Origin of the sequence: Aureibaculum koreense (assembly GCF_034296135.1) — a bacterium.
In the GTDB taxonomy this organism is placed as follows: Bacteria; Bacteroidota; Bacteroidia; order Flavobacteriales; family Flavobacteriaceae; genus Aureibaculum.
In genome coordinates, this window is the sequence record NZ_JAXKVV010000003.1 from 165716 (window position 1) to 185359 (window position 19644).

General features: G+C 33.9%; 20 protein-coding genes. All 20 read left to right on the top strand.

The genetic code is table 11. From position 1 onward, the window contains the following. Positions 1-2: 2 nt before the first annotated feature. The 20 genes from UMM65_RS04480 to UMM65_RS04570 all read left to right on the top strand — a co-directional run bounded on the left by UMM65_RS04480 (position 3) and on the right by UMM65_RS04570 (position 19638). The gene (locus UMM65_RS04480) at positions 3-1172 is read left to right on the top strand and encodes an AIR synthase related protein (protein WP_321975283.1); all 1170 of its coding nucleotides are present in this window, start codon (positions 3-5) and stop codon (positions 1170-1172) included. Between the two features lie 42 nt (positions 1173-1214). Beyond that, positions 1215-4565 (top strand): ThuA domain-containing protein, encoded by a 3351-nt coding sequence (locus UMM65_RS04485; RefSeq protein ID WP_321975284.1) that lies wholly within the window; start codon positions 1215-1217, stop codon positions 4563-4565. Between the two features lie 136 nt (positions 4566-4701). Beyond that, positions 4702-6180 carry a DUF5687 family protein gene (locus UMM65_RS04490; protein WP_321975285.1) on the top strand — a complete coding sequence of 493 codons (1479 nt, stop codon included), beginning with the start codon at positions 4702-4704 and terminating at the stop codon, positions 6178-6180. 100 nt (positions 6181-6280) lie between these two features. Further along, complete coding sequence (locus UMM65_RS04495) at positions 6281-6976, top strand: ABC transporter ATP-binding protein (protein ID WP_321975286.1); 696 nt, start codon at positions 6281-6283, stop codon at positions 6974-6976. 283 nt (positions 6977-7259) lie between these two features. Then, the gene (locus UMM65_RS04500) at positions 7260-7592 is read left to right on the top strand and encodes a PadR family transcriptional regulator (protein WP_321975398.1); all 333 of its coding nucleotides are present in this window, start codon (positions 7260-7262) and stop codon (positions 7590-7592) included. Between the two features lies 1 nt (position 7593). Further along, the gene (locus UMM65_RS04505; protein WP_321975287.1) at positions 7594-8286 is read left to right on the top strand and encodes a hypothetical protein; all 693 of its coding nucleotides are present in this window, start codon (positions 7594-7596) and stop codon (positions 8284-8286) included. 152 nt (positions 8287-8438) lie between these two features. Further along, the gene (gene porW / locus UMM65_RS04510) at positions 8439-10682 is read left to right on the top strand and encodes a type IX secretion system periplasmic lipoprotein PorW/SprE (protein WP_462976390.1); all 2244 of its coding nucleotides are present in this window, start codon (positions 8439-8441) and stop codon (positions 10680-10682) included. A gap of 93 nt (positions 10683-10775) precedes the next feature. Then, positions 10776-11210 carry a bactofilin family protein gene (locus UMM65_RS04515; RefSeq protein WP_321975289.1) on the top strand — a complete coding sequence of 145 codons (435 nt, stop codon included), beginning with the start codon at positions 10776-10778 and terminating at the stop codon, positions 11208-11210. Further along, positions 11143-11406 carry an AtpZ/AtpI family protein gene (locus UMM65_RS17620; protein ID WP_415859552.1) on the top strand — a complete coding sequence of 88 codons (264 nt, stop codon included), beginning with the start codon at positions 11143-11145 and terminating at the stop codon, positions 11404-11406. The genes UMM65_RS04515 and UMM65_RS17620 overlap by 68 nt, the downstream gene beginning before the upstream one ends. Beyond that, positions 11407-11802: a hypothetical protein gene (locus tag UMM65_RS04520; protein ID WP_321975290.1), complete on the top strand. Its 396-nt coding sequence runs from the start codon at positions 11407-11409 to the stop codon at positions 11800-11802. Positions 11803-11920: 118 nt separating this feature from the next. Next, complete coding sequence (gene atpB, locus UMM65_RS04525; protein ID WP_321975291.1) at positions 11921-13000, top strand: F0F1 ATP synthase subunit A; 1080 nt, start codon at positions 11921-11923, stop codon at positions 12998-13000. 57 nt (positions 13001-13057) lie between these two features. Continuing rightward, on the top strand, positions 13058-13264 hold the full coding sequence (atpE, locus tag UMM65_RS04530) for an ATP synthase F0 subunit C (protein WP_117882232.1): 207 nt from the start codon (positions 13058-13060) through the stop codon (positions 13262-13264). Positions 13265-13404: 140 nt separating this feature from the next. Beyond that, positions 13405-13899 carry a F0F1 ATP synthase subunit B gene (locus UMM65_RS04535; RefSeq protein WP_321975292.1) on the top strand — a complete coding sequence of 165 codons (495 nt, stop codon included), beginning with the start codon at positions 13405-13407 and terminating at the stop codon, positions 13897-13899. Positions 13900-13990: 91 nt separating this feature from the next. Beyond that, on the top strand, positions 13991-14545 hold the full coding sequence (atpH, locus tag UMM65_RS04540) for an ATP synthase F1 subunit delta (protein WP_321975293.1): 555 nt from the start codon (positions 13991-13993) through the stop codon (positions 14543-14545). Between the two features lie 14 nt (positions 14546-14559). Then, positions 14560-16137, top strand: coding sequence for a F0F1 ATP synthase subunit alpha (atpA, locus tag UMM65_RS04545; RefSeq protein WP_321975294.1), 1578 nt, complete (start codon positions 14560-14562; stop codon positions 16135-16137). A gap of 45 nt (positions 16138-16182) precedes the next feature. Then, positions 16183-16518: a four helix bundle protein gene (locus UMM65_RS04550; protein ID WP_321975295.1), complete on the top strand. Its 336-nt coding sequence runs from the start codon at positions 16183-16185 to the stop codon at positions 16516-16518. Positions 16519-16549: 31 nt separating this feature from the next. After that, positions 16550-17410 carry an ATP synthase F1 subunit gamma gene (gene atpG / locus UMM65_RS04555; RefSeq protein ID WP_321975296.1) on the top strand — a complete coding sequence of 287 codons (861 nt, stop codon included), beginning with the start codon at positions 16550-16552 and terminating at the stop codon, positions 17408-17410. 151 nt (positions 17411-17561) lie between these two features. Then, a complete protein-coding gene (locus tag UMM65_RS04560) occupies positions 17562-18500 on the top strand; it encodes a 2-hydroxyacid dehydrogenase (RefSeq protein ID WP_321975297.1) in 939 nt (312 codons plus the stop codon). 119 nt (positions 18501-18619) lie between these two features. Then, positions 18620-19036, top strand: a complete 417-nt coding sequence (locus UMM65_RS04565) for a response regulator transcription factor (RefSeq protein WP_321975298.1) — start codon at positions 18620-18622, stop codon at positions 19034-19036. 95 nt (positions 19037-19131) lie between these two features. After that, positions 19132-19638 carry a DUF4199 domain-containing protein gene (locus UMM65_RS04570; RefSeq protein ID WP_321975299.1) on the top strand — a complete coding sequence of 169 codons (507 nt, stop codon included), beginning with the start codon at positions 19132-19134 and terminating at the stop codon, positions 19636-19638. Positions 19639-19644 lie beyond the last annotated feature (6 nt).

Sequence of the window (19644 nt, forward strand, 5' to 3'; positions counted from 1 at the left end):
ACATGAACAAATACCAACGATATAACCTCAGAGGCGTTTCCGCATCAAAAGAAGATGTACATAAAGCCATCAGTAATATAGATAAAGGACTTTTCCCAAAAGCTTTCTGTAAAATTGTACCCGATTATCTAACCAACGATGATGAGTACTGCCTTATCATGCACGCCGATGGAGCAGGAACAAAATCGTCTTTGGCATATATGTATTGGAAGGAGACTGGTGATATTTCTGTTTGGAAAGGCATTGCACAAGATGCATTGATTATGAATATTGATGATTTATTATGTGTTGGGGCAACTGATAATATTATACTTTCTTCAACAATTGGTCGTAATAAAAATCTTATTCCAGGCGAAGTAATTTCTGCAATAATAAATGGTACAGAAGAACTGATTGCCGATTTAGGAAAACATGGTGTTACCATAAAATCCACAGGGGGTGAAACTGCTGATGTTGGCGATTTGGTCAGAACAATAATTGTTGATTCTACGGTTACTGCCAGAATGAAACGTAGCGATGTAATTGACAATGCCAATATAAAAGCTGGTGATGTAATTGTGGGCTTATCTTCTTTTGGTCAAGCAACTTACGAAACCGAATATAACGGCGGAATGGGTAGTAACGGCTTAACATCAGCCCGTCATGATGTTTTTGGAAAATACTTATCCGAAAAATATCCAGAAAGTTATGACCATTCTGTACCTGAAGATTTGGTATATTCTGGCAATGTAAAACTTACGGATAAAGTCGAGAATTCTCCGATAGACGCTGGTAAATTAGTACTATCACCAACAAGAACGTATGCACCTATTATCAATGAAATCTTAAAAAAGCATCGTTCTGAAATCAACGGTATGGTGCATTGTAGCGGTGGTGCACAAACTAAAATTTTACATTTTATAGATAACCTACACATCATAAAAGATAACTTATTTGATATCCCTCCTTTGTTTCAACTCATTCAAGAACAATCAAATACGGATTGGAAAGAAATGTATCAAGTATTTAATTGTGGCCACAGAATGGAATTGTACGTCCCACAAGAAATAGCTGTTGACATTATTAAAATTTCAAATTCTTTCAACGTTGATGCCCAAATTATTGGAAAAGTAGAAGCTTCTCCAACAAAAAAACTAACTATTAAAAGTGAATTTGGTACTTTTACCTATTAAACGTTTTTTTACCTATATATAAATCTATCAAACACCTCTCAAATGAAACCATTTTTAAAATTAATTGCAATTGTTCTTTGCCTATTTGTTTTATCCTGTACTTCCAAAACCAAAGAAAAAAAAGTGCTGGTTTTTAGCAAAACAGAAGGATTTAGGCATGGCTCAATAGCTGCTGGAATTTCAGCTTTGCAAAAAATGGGTTCAGAAAATGGTTTTTTAGTCGATACCACAGAAAACGCCAGTTTCTTTTCAGAAGAAAAATTAAAAACGTATTCGGCAATTATCTTTTTAAACACTACGGGAGATGTTTTGAACCATGCACAACAGTCACATTTTGAGCGTTATATTCAAGCTGGCGGTGGTTTTGTGGGTGTGCATGCCGCAACCGATACGGAATATGACTGGCCTTGGTACGGTAAATTGGCTGGTGCTTATTTTGACAGTCACCCAAAAATACAAGAAGCCACTTTAAATGTAGTTGACCACAATCATCCATCTACCAAAATGCTTGATAGCACGTGGGTTAAAAAAGACGAATGGTATAATTTTAAAAATATTAATCCTGATATTAATGTGCTTCTAAAAATCGATGAAAATAGTTATGAGGGAGGACTAAATCGTGAAAACCACCCGATGAGCTGGTACCATAATTATGATGGCGGAAGGGCGTTTTATACGGGAATGGGACATACCGATGAAACATATAAGAATCCTATATTCTTAAGTCATTTATTAGGTGGCATCACTTATGCTATTGGTAATAATGAGTTGGATTATGGCAAAGCTACCACGGAAAAAATTCCTGAAGAAAATAGATTTGCAAGAACTGTATTGGATTTTAATTTAGATGAACCAATGGAACTTGATGAATTACCAGGCAAAGGTATTCTGTTTGTTGAACGACGTGGCAATTTAAAATTATATGACTTTAAAGAAGAAAAAACAAAACAAATTGCTCAGGTTGATGTATTTTATGGCAACGAAGATGGTTTATTAGGGTTAGCGGTTGACCCCAATTATGAAAAAAATAATTGGATATATCTTTTTTATTCCGCACCGGGTGATGAACCCGTTCAACATATTTCTCGTTTTAATCTAATTAACGATTCATTAGATATCAGTTCGGAAAAGATTTTATTAAAAATCCCCGTGATTAGAAAGTGCTGTCATAGCGGAGGATCCTTAGAATTTGGCCCAAATGGCAATTTGTTTATTACCGTTGGCGACAATACCAATCCTTTTGAATCGGCAGGGTTCGCACCTATCGACGAACGTGAAGGAAGAGCCTTGTGGGATGCCCAAAAATCAGCAGGTAATACTAATGATTTACGTGGAAAGATTCTAAGAATTAAGCCCGAAGACGACGGCACCTATTCTATCCCTGAAGGTAATTTATTTCCAATGGGTACCGAAAAAACCAGACCAGAAATTTACATAATGGGCAATAGAAATCCGTTTAGAATGTCGGTTGACAGCAAAACAGGATATATCTATTGGGGCGATGTGGGTCCAGATTCAGGGAAAGACAATCCCAACAGGGGCCCTAAAGGAATGGGTGAATTTGACCAAGCCAGAAAAGCGGGATTTTACGGCTGGCCATATACCAGAGGGAACAATCAAGCCTATAACGATTTTAATTTTGCAACCAATGTTTCCGGTCCAAAATTTAATCCGGACAGTATAATTAATAATTCACCAAACAATACCGGACTTAAGCAATTACCTCCTGTACAAAAATCACAAATTTGGTATTCATATGATGCTTCTGAAGAATTTCCGTGGTTGGGAATTGGCGGTGTTAATCCGATGTCGGGACCCGTCTTTCACAAAGATGACTATCCTAATGCCAAACAACATTTTCCTGAGTATTTTGAAAACAAATTATTCCTATACGAATGGATGCGTGATTGGATTTACGTGGTTACATTAGATGATAATCACGATTATGTAAAAGCAGAACCGTTTATGCCCAATTCGGAGTTTTCGCATCCGATGGATATGATTTTCGGCTCGGATGGCAATATGTATCTGTTAGAATATGGCCAATCATGGAATACCAGAAATCTTGACGCTCGTTTAAACAGAATTGAATATATCCCAGGCAACAGAAAACCAATTGCTAATATTAAAACTGATAAAACTATCGGTGGTGAACCGCTAACCATAAGCTTTTCCGGAAATTCTTCTAAAGATTATGATCTGGATGACTTAACTTATGAATGGTCTTACGATGGTAAAATTCAATCTACGGAAGTTAACCCTACTTTTACTTTTGATAACATTGGCACTTATGAAGTAAGTTTAAAAGTTAACGATAAATTAGGGGAAAGCTCAACCACTTCTACAAAAATATTAGTGGGTAACGATGTACCTGAACTAGAAATAAAAACAAATACAAACAATAATTTCTATTGGAGGGGTAAAACCATAGATTACACTATTTCTGTTAATGACAAGCAAGATGGTGACACGCAAAGCGGTACTATTGACCCTAAGGATGTCAAAGTTAGTTTGAATTATATCCCGCAAGGAAAAGATATGGTTACAGCCACCATCGGACATCAAAAAATAATTGATCCTGAAGGTAAAACCATAATAGACAACGCTGATTGCAAAGCTTGCCATGCTATTGACAAAAAAGTTAATGGACCAAGCTATAAAGACATAGCTGGAAAATACAGTAAGAAAGATACTGGCTATTTGATTAGTAAAATTATTAATGGTGGTTCTGGTGTTTGGGGAGAGACCATGATGGTGGCTCATCCAACATTGAGCAATAACGATGCTCAAAAAATTGTAGATTATATTTTATCTTTAAAACTAGAAGCGAATTCCAATGAAAAAATGTTGCCCTTATCGGGAACAATAACATTTGACAAACATAAAAATTCTGACAAAAACGGAGTTTACATTCTAACTGCTTCTTATACCGATAGGGGAAAAGAAGGTCTAAAGGATGCTGAATTAACAGGCAGAAACCAACTAATTTTTAAAGCACCCTATTTTGAAGCCCAACAAGCTGATGAAAAAAGTGCGGGATTAGGAAATTGGCAAAATGGAGGGAATTCTCTTTTAGGGTCTATTAAACATAATTCATACTTAAAATACAATAAAATCGATTTAAGCGGTCTAAAGAGTATTGATTTTACAGCCTATTATGGTAAAAATTATGACTACAAAGGCTCCGTCGAAATACGAAAAGGTGCGAAAGACGGTGAGGTTATTGGGCAAACCAAATTGGGATATTTTAGTAAGGAAAAAGATAATTTAAAAACATACAATATTAAAATAACCCCAACAGATGAGGTTACCGATTTGTTTTTAGTTTTTAAAAATGAAAGCGATAAAGAACAATTTGTTTGCAATGCAAATGCTATTCAGTTGAATTATTAAAAAATCAATCTTGGCGGTCTTTGCGTTTTTTTGCTTTGCTCCCGATCGCTATCGGGATTGCGTGAAACAAAACACCTTTTGATAAGTCATGTAACAAAAACAGCATATCAACAACTAATAATACCAAATCAACAACATGTTCTCACGTTTTTTTAGCTTACAATGGAAACAATTTTTCCGATCTTCTTATTGGCAAAAAAGTATGGCATTGAATATTTTAATGGTCTTTTTAGCTTTATATTTTATACTCATTTTTTTAGGAATGGGCTTTGGGCTTTACCCCTTATTAAAAGAACAATTTCCTACTCAAGACCCTTTGCTTATAGTTAACGGTTTTTTGTTTTATTGGTTGTTGGGAGATTTATTAATGCGGTTTTTCTTTCAGAAATTACCGGTAATGAACATCAAACCATTATTAACCTTACCCCTAAAACGTAGCAGTATTTTACATTATGTGCTGGGCAGGTCAGCGAGTTCGTTCTTTAACTTTTTACCATTATTTACCATTATTCCATTTAGCGTTATTTTACTTTTTAATGGCTATAGCGGGTCGGTTGTATTTTCATGGATGTTCTTGTTGATAGTCTTTACATTAATTACCAACTTTTTAAATTTTATAATTGAAAGTAAATCTGCTGAAACGGAACTGTCCTTTTTACCCATTTTGGCTTTTGCGGGTATTTTATTCGGACTGAATTATTTCAATGTTATTTCGTTTACAGATTTGGTTGGTAGTGCTGTAAATTCCATTACTGCGAACCCGTTATTGCTTATCATTCCAATAGGTATTTTATTTTTATTATATTATATCAACTATACCATTCTAAAGCAGAAATTGTATATAGACAGGTCTCTTAAAGCAAAAACTGAAATCGCCACCACAACAGACATGGCTTGGACACGTAGGTTCGGCTCCGTTGCACCTTTTTTACAACTCGATTTAAAATTGTTGTGGAGAAATAAAAGGCCTCGTTCTTCCATTTTTATTGTAGTTCTTGGTTTGTTTTACGGGCTTATTTTTTACCCAAATCCTACATACCAAAACATGGTTGGTTTTTATGTCTTTGTGGGAATCTTTGTTACCGGTATTTTTATGATAAATTTCGGCCAATTTATTCCCGCTTGGGACAGTGGCTATTATAAATTATTAATGAGCCAAAACATCAAATATAAAGAATACCTCAGCTCTAAATATACCTTAATGATGATGAGTGCTGTATTAATGTTTGTAATCAGTATTCCTTATGTTTATTTTGGCTGGAAAGTTTTATTGGTTCATTTTGCAGCAATGATTTACAATATTGGTGTAAACTCTCATGTGCTTTTATATGGAGGTTCATTTAACAGAAAGAAAATTGATCTGACCCAACGGGCCGCTTTTAACTATCAAGGTACGGGTGCTGTGCAATGGATTATCGGCTTTCCGTTGTTATTCATTCCAATGATTTTCTTTTACATCCCCTATAAACTCATCAATTTTGAAGCAGGAATTACTACACTTATTATTTTAGGAATTGTTGGGATTGTTTTTCATCAAAAAATAATGACAAGTATTACCAAAAAATATACAGACACAAAATATAAAATGATAAACGCTTTTGAGCAGGATAATTAAGGCCTCTCCCGCAAGGTTTCAAGCGATGACTTAAGCCAAGAAAAACCTTGTAGGTATTAAATAAACTGAAAAAGCTAATAAACAAAAAAATATTCCCACAATGATAAAAGCAACAAATATTTCAAAAAAATACGGACAAACAACCGTTTTAGAATTAGAGAGTTTAGAAATTCCTAAAGGACAATCTTTTGGATTGGTAGGGAATAATGGAGCCGGTAAAACCACTTTTTTCAATTTGCTATTAGATTTGATTCAACCTACTACAGGCTCAATTACCAATAACGAAATTCAAGTTAACAAAAGTGAAGATTGGAAACCTTTTACCGCTGCTTTTATTGATGAAAGTTTCTTAATTGGCTATCTAACCCCCGAAGAATATTTCTATTTTATCGGCGAATTACGCGGTATGAACAAAGCCGATGTTGACACTTTTTTACAACCTTTTGAAGAATTGTTTAACGGTGAAATTATAGGAAAACGTAAGTATTTACGCGATTTATCTAAAGGAAATCAGAAAAAAGCAGGAATTGTTGCCGCTTTAATCGGAAACCCCGAAGTAATTATTTTAGACGAACCTTTTGCCAATTTGGACCCAACTACACAAATCCGGCTTAAAAAATTATTAAAATCATTGACCGAAGAAAATAAAGCTACCGTTTTAATTTCAAGTCACGATTTAGGTCACGTAACTGAAGTCTGTGAACGCATTGTTGTCCTTGAAAAAGGACTTGTGGTAAAAGACATTAAAACTTCTGCCGCTACCTTGAAGGAATTGGAAGGGCATTTTTCGGTTTAGAGAAAAGCCCCGCCCAACCCTCCCCACAAGGGAGGGCTTTTACACGATAATGCTTTTCTTTAAAATGGAAAAATGAATATTTTTATCAAAAAAATTTATTGGTACGAATTGTCCCCTTGAGGATTATCGAAATGAAAATGTATTTTCATTGAAGATACCGAGCGTAGCTCAATAGGGGTGTTTTTACCTCAATTGATTTCCAATTTTTAAATAAATATTATTACAGTCATATTTTAATACCTAATTTTCTTATGTATATAAATAAATTATGTATATTTGTATTATGGGAAATCAAAAATTATACAAAGGCACTTTACAGACTATCATCTTACAGTTGTTGGAAAAACAAAATAAAATGTACGGTTACGAAATCACCCAAAAGGTAAAAGAACTCACCAAAGGTGAACTTCAAATTACCGAAGGTGCCCTCTACCCTTCTTTGCACAAAATGGAAGCCGAAGGTTTGTTAGATGTTGAAATTGCCAATATTGGCAACCGATTGCGTAAATATTATAAACTTACCGAGAAAGGCACAAAGGAAACCATAAACCGTTTGGCAGAGCTGGAAACTTTTTTAAAGACCATGCAAACTATTATCAATCCTAAATTGGCTTAATATGGAGTTGAAAAAGGGCCATATCCAACGACTCTACGACTTTACCAAACAGCATAAAGTTGAGCACTTCGATTTACAGACTGAATTAGTAGATCATCTTGCCAATGATATAGAACAAATTTGGAAAAAAGAACCCAATTTAACCTTTGAACAAGCCAGGTATAAAGCCACTATAAAATTTGGAATCTACGGATTTTCTAAATTTGTACAACAACGCGAAAAAGCAATTAAAAATGAAAATTGGCGATTGTTTAAGCAATACTTTATCACCTATTTTAAACTTCCGAAAATAATTATGACCATGTTTTTGGTAGCATTGGTGTATTTAGGATTTCAGTTTGTTCAAAATAAAACCTTTATGTTTTTTACAGGTCTTTTGGTAGTAACTTTAGTTGCATTTATTTACGCGGTATTCTTAAATATGAAATATAAACGGAGGAGGAAAAAAACGAACAAAAAATGGTTGTTCGAAGATATACTATCTAATCGGATATTTTTATTTTTTATGATTATGATAGTAATTCAACCTAACTATCATGATCTTTTACAAGATGATACTACCGTTCAGTGGTCGTTTATAATGCAGTTGCTATCGTCTATCTTAATTGTTTTAATGGCGATGGTTTTTTATATCTCTTTATACATTATTCCGCCAAAGTTTGAAGCTACTATTAAAAAATATAAAATTGCTTAAAAATGAAAATCATTAAAAAACTTCTCGATACTTTTTCTTTTCCACTATCACTCCAAAGAAAACACTCGAAGTGACAATAGTTTTAAATTTTTCCAATATCCCGCACAATAATCCTCAAAATTTTTAGTTACACTACTAGATAACTCTAGATTTTGATTAAAAAGTTTTTCCTCTGGCTTTTCCTTAGTGCGTTTTTAGTATTATTTTTTAGTTGCTCAACTAAAAAAAACAATATTGTTAGCAGAAACATGCACGCACTTACTACCAAGTATAACATATTGTACAATGGTCAAGTTGCCTTTGACCAAGCAAAACTGCAATTAGACGACGAATATGCCGACAATTTTTGGGAACTGTTACCAATAGAACCTTTAAAGATTGAAGAAGAAAAAGTAGAAGTTATCATAAACCCATCCGCTCCTCCAAAAGGTGATAATGGAGATAACGAAAGTAACGCAACCGGTTTTGACCGTGCCGAAGAAAAAGCGGTAAAAGCCATTCAAAAACACGGAATGGACATTGACGGCAAAGAACGTAACCGTCAAATTGATGATGCTTATTTGCTGTTGGGCAAAGCCCGATATTATTCGCAACGCTTTGTTCCTGCTTTAGAAGCCTTTAATTTTGTATTGGAAAACTATACAGAAAACGACCTAAAAGATGAAACCAGAGTTTGGCAAGCTAAAACACTAGTTCGTTTACAAAATGAAGAACTTGCCGTTGAGACTTTGCAATACCTATTAAAAAATCTGAATTTGCCCTTAGAGCTGGTTGAAGATGGTCATACCGCTATGGCAATGGCATATCAGGCGTTGGACAGTACTCATTTAGTGGTAAAGCATTTAGACAGTGCTGTTTTATTTTCGGTTGACCCCAAACAGAAAGCTCGAAATTTATTTATTCTCGGCCAAGTTTATAGAAATGAGCAAAAATTGGATTCTTCCAATCTGTATTTTGAAAAATTGATGAATTTTAAAAATGCTCCGTTGCGTTATAAAATTCATGCTCAAATAGATAGGGCAGAAAATTACACCAAAGAAGACAGCACGGCCCAGATATTATCACGCTTAAAAAAATTAATCAAGGATAGAGACAATAGGCCTTTTTTAGATGAACTGTATTATCAAAAAGGGCAAATAGAAGCTCAAAATGACAGTATTGAAATTGCTTTGGACGATTATGAAAAATCTTTAAGTACGCCACAGTCCAAAGAATATCAAAAAGAACTTACTTATGAAGCCATTGGTAATATTTATTTCGACAAAGCCAAATTTGAATTGGCGGGAACATACTACGACAGCATCCTCGCCATAACCATAAACAAAAATGAAAAACGTATAAGGCGGCTTATCAGAAAACGCGAAAGTTTAGAAGAAGTAATCACTTACGAAAACTTGGCAAATACCAACGATAGCATTTTAAAAATTGCCGCATTACCTAAAGCAGAACAAGAAGCATTTTATCAACAGCATATAGATAGCCTTAAAAAAGCTGATGAATTGGCTAAAATTAAATTGGAAAATTCATTGGCTAGCACTACGGGATTTGGCAATCTGACCGATGATACTTCAAAAAGCGGGTCTAAAGGAGGAAAATTCTACTTCTACAATAACAATGTGGCAGGGTTTGGTAAACAAGAATTTAAAAGAGCTTGGGGCAATAGGGCTTTAGAAGACAATTGGCGTATTTCCGCTAAAAAAGTTGTTAGACAAGATAGTAAACAAATAGATGTAGCAATAGCCGAAGACGACTTTGATACTTCTAAAAAATACGAACTGGACTATTACATCAGTAGAATTCCCACCGAAAAAAACGAGCTAGATAGTATAACTTCTGTCCGTAATGATGCCTATTATAAATTAGGCGTAATTTACAATGAGCAGTTTAAAGAATATCCATTGGCCGCTGAACGATTAGAAAAATTATTGACATTTAATCCCGATAAAAAATTAATTCTTCCAATAAATTATCATTTGTACAAAATTTATGCTAATTTTGATGAGACGAAAAGCAATAAATACAAAAATATAGTCGTTACTGATTATCCGGAGTCTAGGTATGCAAATATCATCCTAAATCCTGAAAAAGTTCTGGCATCGGCTGATAATAATTCACCCGAAGCTATTTATAACGATGCGTATTGCGATTATGATTTTCAGCATTATGTTGAGGCCTATCAAAAAGCAGAAAAAGCTATTGAACAGTTTAAAAACGAACCTATTGTTCCAAAATTTGAATTGTTAAAAGCTCATATTTTAATGAAAACCATTGGAGCTGAAGCGTTTAAAGAGGCCTTAAGTTTTGTTGCTCTAAGCTATCCAAATACAGAAGAGGGTAAACGTGCTGTTGAGATTTTAGAGAATTTTGATAGTGACACCTCAAATTTGGAAAATTAAATTAGTGAAAAACCTGCTACGGAAAGAAAATATTATTACTCCCCTACAGTGATAAATAAAGTTAAACGGAGTATAAATTAAAAAATTAAAATTATGTTTTCTGAAAAAAAGACTAACCCAGGACAAGTATTGGAAAGAAATATTATTGGTAAAAATTCTTCATTTGTGGGTGATATAAAATCTGATGGTGATTTTAGGATTGATGGAAAAGTACAAGGCAATATTAAAACTTCCGGAAGGGTGGTTATTGGCAAAGAAGGTTTGGTTGATGGCACTATTGATTGTAGTAATGCCGATATTGAAGGTAAATTCTCTGGCAACTTAAATGTAGATGAACTTTTATCTTTAAAATCAACCGCCACCATTAACGGCGAAGTTGTTTTAGGTAAACTTTCTGTTGAACCAGGTGCTAATTTTAATGCTTCATGTAATATGAAAGGAAACATAAAAGCACTTAGAAATGAGCAACAGCAACAAAAACAACAAAGCGAACAGCAACAGCACAGAAAAACCGAAAAAACAGCTTAATGTTTACGCTAGATATTCCGGTATAGCCATCCAGATGTTTGCTATTATTGGAATAGGTTCTTTCGTTGGTGTAAAGTTGGACGAGCATTTCCCAAATAAACACAATATATATACAATTATATTATCTTTGGCATCTGTTTTAATTTCAATTTATTTTGTGATTAGGCAGATAACCTCAGCATCTAAAGATAATTAAATGAGTACCGTTTTCAAGAAAAGACAAAGTTCTTTTTTAATTAAACTACTACTTTTTGCATTAGCACTTTTTGCTGTACACAGCTATTTAGTGCATTACTTTGTCAGTGAAGATTTTTTCTTTCCGCTATGGCAAATTTATGTTTTTCATTGTTTTGTTACCTTTTTAGTTTACGCGGTAGTTAATTATAAATACTCACAAGGTAAAACGGAAATTTTCATTATATTTATGGGTAGTACCTTGTTAAAAATGATTGTTGCTATTTTGTTTTTATTGCCTCTACTTCTTTCTGATTTTGAAAACAAAAAACCAGATATCTTTAATTTCTTTATTCTTTATTTCTGTTTTTTAGCTTTTGAGGTGTATTTTATCACTAGTTTATTGAAGGAGAAATAAGCTTTTTTTGTGTTCAAACAATAGTTGAAATTTATAACTAAATATTATTTGCCATTTAATTAAATGTCCTTACATTTGCACGGAATTTTAAGAGACACCTTTTTTAATTGAAACCATAATGCAAATCAACACCTTTAGAATTTTTTTATTAGGATTGTTATTCTCCATTTCCCTTAACGGATTTGCCTCTACCGAAGAAAAAAATAACGACGAAAAGTTTGACCCTAAAGAAATGATTATGCATCACGTAAAAGATGCCCATGGATTTCATCTTTGGGATTGGAACGGACACTCGGTTTCTATTCCGCTTCCTGTAATCTTATGGACGGATAATGGATTAACTACCTTTATGTCGTCAGAATTTCATCATGATAATTCGGGTACACATATTGTAGAAAAAAATGGCGGTAAATTTGTAAACCTTCATGAAAAAATTTATCAATTGAACGAAGGCGAGTCCGCAGTTCAATTTGATGCTGAACATCACCCTACAAACGCCTCTAAACCCTTAGATTTTTCTATTACCCGAAATGTATTTATGATGTGGGTTTCTGTGTTGGTATTATTACTTATATTCATTGGAGCCGCAAGACGTTATAAAAAATCAGAGAACTTTGTGCCCAAGGGCATTGCCAGCTTTATAGAGCCTTTAGTGGTTTTTGTAAGAGATGAAATTGCAATCCCTATGATCGGAGAAAAAACGTACAAAAGATATATGCCTTATCTATTGACCATCTTTTTCTTTATTTGGGTCAATAATATTTTTGGCTTAATTCCCATTATAAATGGAGCGAATGTTAGTGGAAATATTGCTTTTACATTTACATTGGCCTTATTTACATTTATTATTACAACATTAGTAGGAAATAAAAATTACTGGAAACATATTTTTTGGATGCCGGGCGTACCCGTACCAATGAAAATATTTCTAATGCCAATTGAAATTATCGGAATGTTGGTTAAACCAATCTCTTTAATGATTCGTTTGTTCGCAAATATTACTGCAGGCCATATCATTATTTTAGCATTAATGTCATTAATTTTTGTATTCAAATCGATTGCAGTTGCTCCAGTTTCTGTTGCATTTGCGTTGTTTATTACAGTAATAGAGATTATTGTAACGGCTATACAAGCCTATATATTTACAGTATTGTCTGCCCTTTATTTTGGTATGGCAACAGAAGAAGAACATCATTAATAATTAATTTTAAATATTTAAACTATGAGTTTAGCATTATTACAAGCCACCGAAGCCATGGACGTAGGATCTATCGCAGCTATTGGAGCTGGTTTAGCAGCTATTGGAGCTGGTATCGGTATTGGTAAAATTGGAGGACAAGCTATGGAAGCCATGGCACGTCAACCTGAAATGCACGGAAAGATTCAATCTTCTGCTTTAATTTTAGCTGCCTTCGTTGAAGCGGTTGCATTATTCGCGGTTGTTGTATCGTTCCTTAAGTAAAAAAGTAATAAGGGTGTAACGGTTGGTTGCACTCTTATTCTTATTCCTCACCCGAAATTGCTTTTTGCAATTCCGGACCTCTCCAAAGGAGAGGTAAATAGGAATTAATTATTTGATATTAATACATAAAAAAATAGAATATGGATTTAGTAACTCCCGGATTTGGACTTGTTTTTTGGACTGGTATTACCTTTCTGATTTTATTGTTTATTCTTAGAAAATTTGCTTGGAAGCCTATTTTAGGTGCGGTAAGCGAAAGAGAAGATTCAATAAAAAATGCCTTATTGGAGGCAGACAAAGCCCGTCAAGAAATGCAAAACTTAAAATCTGATAACGAGAAGATTTTAAAAGAAGCCCGTACAGAAAGAGATGTTATGCTCAAAGAGGCCAGAGATATTAAAAACAATATGATTGCCGAGGCTAAAGATGAAGCAAAAGCCCAAGCCAATAAAATTATAGAACAAGCTAAAACTACCATACAAAACGAAAAATTAGCTGCAATAACAGATTTGAAAAATCAAGTAGCCGAACTTTCTATTGACATTGCGGAAAAAGTAGTAAAAGAACAACTTTCAAACAAAGACAAACAAGAGAAGTTAGTTGAAAGTATGTTAAAAGAAGTAAAATTGAATTAGAATGAAATGTCCTTATCGAAATTTAAGGTTCAACGAAAATCTTAAAATTGGACATTCCATCAGACCTTTAAAAAACAATAAAAATTAGCTGATGAAACATTCAAGAGCTGCCATAAGATATGCCAAAGCGGTTTTAAGCCTATCCTTAGACTTAAAAAATGCTGATAAGATCAATGATGATATGCAATCTATTGCTACTACAATAGAAGGCAGTAAAGAATTGCAAGTGATGTTGAGCAGTCCCGTTATCAAAACTAAGGCTAAAAAAGCTGCTTTGTTATCAGTATTTAAAAATCTTAATAAAACATCTATAAGTTTAATAGACCAACTTATTGATAATAAAAGATTGCCCATATTAGGCCAAATAGCGAAACAATATATTCTTATATACGACCTTCATAAAGGTGCACAAGTAGCTAAAGTTACTACTGCCGTTCCGCTAACTAAAGTGTTAGAAGAAAAAGTATTGGCCAAGGTTAAAGAAATTGTAGGTAAAAAAGTAAATTTAGAAAACATAATAGATCCATCAATCATTGGCGGATTTATTTTACGTGTTGGCGACAAACAATTTGATGCCAGTATCTCAGGCAAAATAAATAATTTACGTAGAGAATTTGAACATAATCTTTATGTTCCAAAATTTTAATAAAAATTAATTAAATGGCAACAATAAATCCAGCTGAAGTATCAGCAATTTTAAAACAACAATTAGCAGGCTTTGACGGTAACGCTTCTTTAGATGAAGTGGGTACTGTATTACAAATAGGTGATGGTATTGCCCGTGTTTACGGCCTAGCCAACGTACAGTATGGTGAGTTGGTAGAATTCGAAGGCGGCTTGGAAGGTATGGTTTTGAACCTTGAAGAAGATAATGTTGGTGTTGTATTGTTAGGAGACTCAACCCAAATTAAAGAAGGAGCAACTGTAAAACGTACAGAAAGAATTTCTTCGTTAAGAGTTGGTGAAGGTATAGTAGGTAGAGTTGTGAACACATTAGGTGAGCCAATAGACGGTAAAGGACCAATTACGGGTAAAACGTATGAAATGCCCTTAGAGCGAAAAGCTCCCGGTGTAATTTATCGTGAGCCGGTTACCGAACCATTACAATCTGGTATTAAAGCTATTGATGCTATGATTCCTGTTGGTAGAGGCCAACGTGAGCTTATTATTGGTGACCGTCAAACAGGAAAGTCAACTGTTGCGTTAGACACTATTTTAAATCAGAAAGAATTTTATGATGCAGGTGAGCCTGTATATTGTATCTATGTTGCCATAGGTCAAAAAGGTTCTAACGTTGCGGCAATTGCCAGTATGTTAGAAGACCGTGGTGCATTAGCTTACACAACAATTGTTGCGGCCAATGCCTCTGACCCTGCTCCAATGCAAGTTTATGCTCCAATGGCGGGTGCAGCAATTGGCGAATATTTTAGAGATACCGGGCGTCCAGCTTTAATTGTTTTCGATGATTTATCGAAACAAGCAGTTGCCTATCGTGAAATTTCTTTATTGTTAAGAAGACCTCCGGGGCGTGAAGCATACCCAGGTGATGTATTTTATTTACACTCAAGATTACTAGAGCGTGCAGCAAAAATCATCAATGATGATACTATTGCTCAACAAATGAACGATGTGCCTGATTCTATAAAAGATTTAGTAAAAGGCGGTGGTTCTTTAACTGCGTTACCAATTATTGAAACTCAAGCGGGTGACGTTTCTGCATACATTCCAACAAACGTAATTTCTATTACGGATGGACAAATTTTCTTAGAATCCGATTTATTTAATTCAGGTGTAAGACCAGCAATTAACGTGGGTATTTCTGTATCTCGTGTAGGAGGTAACGCTCAGATTAAATCAATGAAAAAAGTTGCGGGTACATTAAAGTTAGACCAAGCTCAATATCGTGAACTAGAAGCTTTTGCAAAATTTGGTTCGGACTTGGATGCTGCTACTATGAATGTAATTGAAAAAGGTAAACGTAACGTTGAGATTCTTAAACAAGCTCAAAACGACCCATTTACAGTTGAAGATCAAGTTGCAATTATCTATGCAGGTTCTAAAAATTTATTGAGAAACGTTCCTGTTGAAAAAGTAAAAGAATTCGAAAAAGAGTTTTTACATTATTTAAACGCAAAACATAGAGATACTTTAGATACTTTAAAATCAGGTAAGTTAACTGACGAAGCAATTTCCGTAATAGAAAACGCAGCTAAAGAATTATCAGCAAAGTATATTTAGTGCAGAGTTTTGAGTTCAGAGTTCGGAGTTTCAAAATCAAAAAAGATGTCTTATAAAGAAAGTCCGATAAGAACCAAAAGCTTTGAATTTGCTTGTGAGATAGTTCACTATTGTGATATTTTAAAGCAAAATAAAGATTATGAATTGGCTTCACAATTGTTGAGAAGCGGAACAAGTATAGGAGCTAATACCCGTGAAGCACAAAGAGGTGTTAGTACGAAAGATTTTAAGAATAAGTTTGGAATTGCCCTAAAAGAAGCGGACGAAACCAGTTATTGGTTAGAAATACTAGAAAAGACAGGGAGAGAAGTACCAAAGGATATGATGAATAAATGCGAAGAGTTAATTAAAATTTTGGTTTCGATAATCAAAAACTCATAACTCTGAACTCCAAACTCATAACTAGAAAAGAATGGCAAATTTAAAAGAAATACGAAACAGGATTACATCTATTGGTTCAACCATGCAGATTACCAGTGCCATGAAAATGGTATCTGCTGCTAAGTTAAAAAAAGCACAAGATGCAATTACCGCTATGCGTCCATATTCCAATAAATTAACCGAATTATTGCAAAGTTTGAGTGCCACGCTAGAAGGTGATGTTAATAGTGTCTACGCCAAAAAAAGAGAGGTAAATAAGGTATTGCTGGTGGTAATAACTTCTAATAGAGGCTTGTGCGGTGCTTTTAATTCGTCTGTCATTAAAAAAGCATTGGATATTGTGCAGACTACCTATGCAGATCAAAAAGTGGATATTGTAACCATTGGTAAAAAAGCCAACGATTTATTGTCTAAAAAGCACAACGTAATCGCTAACAATAGTGAGTTATATGATGAGCTAACTTTTGAAAATACAGCTAAAATTGCCGAATCCCTTATGGAGCAATATGCTGATGGTTCTTATGACAGAATAGAAATTGTGTATAACCAATTTAAAAATGCTGCAACACAAATTACTACCAATGAGCAATTTTTACCGATTGTTGCAGAGGTAGGTAATGAAAATTTAAATTTAGACTACATTTTTGAACCTTCTAAAATCGAAATTATTGAAGGTTTAATACCTAAATCGTTGAAAACGCAGTTGTACAAAGCAGTAAGGGATTCTTTTGCTTCCGAACACGGTGCAAGGATGACCGCAATGCACAAAGCAACAGATAATGCCAAAGAATTGCGTGACGATTTATTGTTGACATACAACAAAGCCCGTCAAGCTGCTATTACCAATGAGATTTTAGAAATTGTTGGTGGAGCTGAGGCATTAAACAACTAATTATAATTTACCAATTGTCATTCCTGCGAAAGCAGGAATCTCATAATTATTTCAAAAAAACACCCAAAGAATTAATATCTTTGGGTGTTTTGTTTTTACAAGATCTGCAAGGTATTTCTCCTTGTGAGATTAAAGTTAAGCTTATTCCATAATGAAAGTACTTCTTTTAGACAACAATCATCCTATTCTAAAAAAAGGTTTAGAAACCTTAGGTTTTATCTGTGATGAAGATTTCACTTCCTCAAAAGAAACTATTCAAAAAAAAATAAAAAACTATAAAGGGTTAGTTATTAGAAGTAGATTTACCATAGATAAAAAGTTTATCGATAATACTGAAAATTTAACGTTTATAGCCCGTGTGGGTGCCGGATTGGAAAATATTGATACTGATTACGCCAAATCAAAAAACATTGAACTCATCGCTGCCCCAGAAGGTAACAGAAACGCCGTTGGTGAACATACGTTGGGAATGTTACTCTCTTTATTTAATAGGATGAGTAAAGCTGATAAAGAGGTGAGACAAGGAAAATGGTTGAGAGAAGAAAATCGTGGACTAGAATTAGACGGAAAAACCATTGGAATAATCGGTTATGGCAATATGGGAAAAGCGTTTGCTAAAAAACTAAAGGGTTTTGATGTTGAAGTGCTTTGTTATGATATTAAACCTAATATTGGTGATAAAAATGCAACTCAAGTTGAATTAGCTGAACTACAACAGAAAGCAGATGTAGTCAGTTTGCATACACCACAAACGCCATTGACTTTAAACTTGATAAATTCTGATTTTATAAATAGCTTTCAAAAGCCCTTTTGGTTTTTAAACACAGCCAGAGGTAAAAGTGTAGTCACAGCGGATTTGGTAGAAGCTTTAAAATCAGGAAAAATTTTAGGAGCGGGACTGGATGTACTAGAATATGAAAAATCGTCTTTTGAAAATTTATTTACTGAAAAAAATTTACCGGAAGCCTTTCAATATTTAATAAAATCGGAAAATGTAATCCTATCTCCGCATGTGGCCGGATGGACAGTTGAAAGTCACATAAAATTGGCTCAAACTATAATTGACAAGGTAAAAGAAAAATTTTACTAATTTTAAATATGAAAACCTATAACCTGCCTACGGCTGGCAAGTGGGCATTTGGTAGGCAATGGCTATTACCAACCAAGATAAATAACTGATTAGAATGTAATTATTTAATTTTTATATAGATGAAAAAAACGGTACTCATATTTGGTTTGCTTGTTATTGCACTGGCAACGCTTTTTCAATTGAGTAAATTTTCATATCTATCAGGTAATCTTTCCATTGAAATACTTATTGCTTGTATTGCCATTGTCTTTTTTTTCATCGGAATCTATATTAATAAGCAAAGTATAAACAAAAGAAAAAGTGAAAACACCGAAATCGATTACAAAAAAATCGATGAATTGAACATTAGCAATCGAGAATACGAAGTGCTATGTGAAATTGCCAAAGGTTTTTCAAATAAAGAAATTGCTGAGAGGCTTTTTGTATCTGAAAGTACCATAAAAAGTCACGTCTCTAGCATTTTAGTAAAGCTAAATGCAAAAAGACGAACACAAGCCATAAAAATTTCAAAACAGCTGCGAATCTTACCTTTTTAGGTATTTACCACTAAAATTGGATAATTTTGGTACTTTAGTATGATTAAAATTTAGACCCGTACCTATAAATTTGTGGAAACTAAATTTTACAAGAAATGAAAAATACAATTTTACGTTACGGTCTTTGGAGCATCTTTAGCATTTTAATATTATTTACGATCAGTTCGATCGTTTTAAAAGGTCTCAGCTATAGTGCCCAAGAAGTATTTGGGTATGCTAGCATCATAGTTTCCCTATTATTTGTTTATTTTGGTATAAAACATTTTAGAGATAGAGAAAATAATGGCATCCTTACCTTCGGTAAAGGTTTGCTTATTGGTATTTTAATTACACTTTTTGCTGCTTTTGCATTTGGCTTGTATAATGTAATATATGTGGAGTATATAAATCCAAATTTTATGGCAGATTATTATAACAAATTGGTTGAGGAGGCAAATAATACCCTTTCAGGAGCTGAACTTCAGGCAAAATTAAAAGAGATGGAAGAACAAAAAAATCTCTTTGCAAATCCTTTTATGAACTTTTTACTCATGGCAGCCACAGTTTTTATGCTTGGCTTTATTATTTCAATTATTTCATCACTAATCTTAAAACGTAAATAAATATAG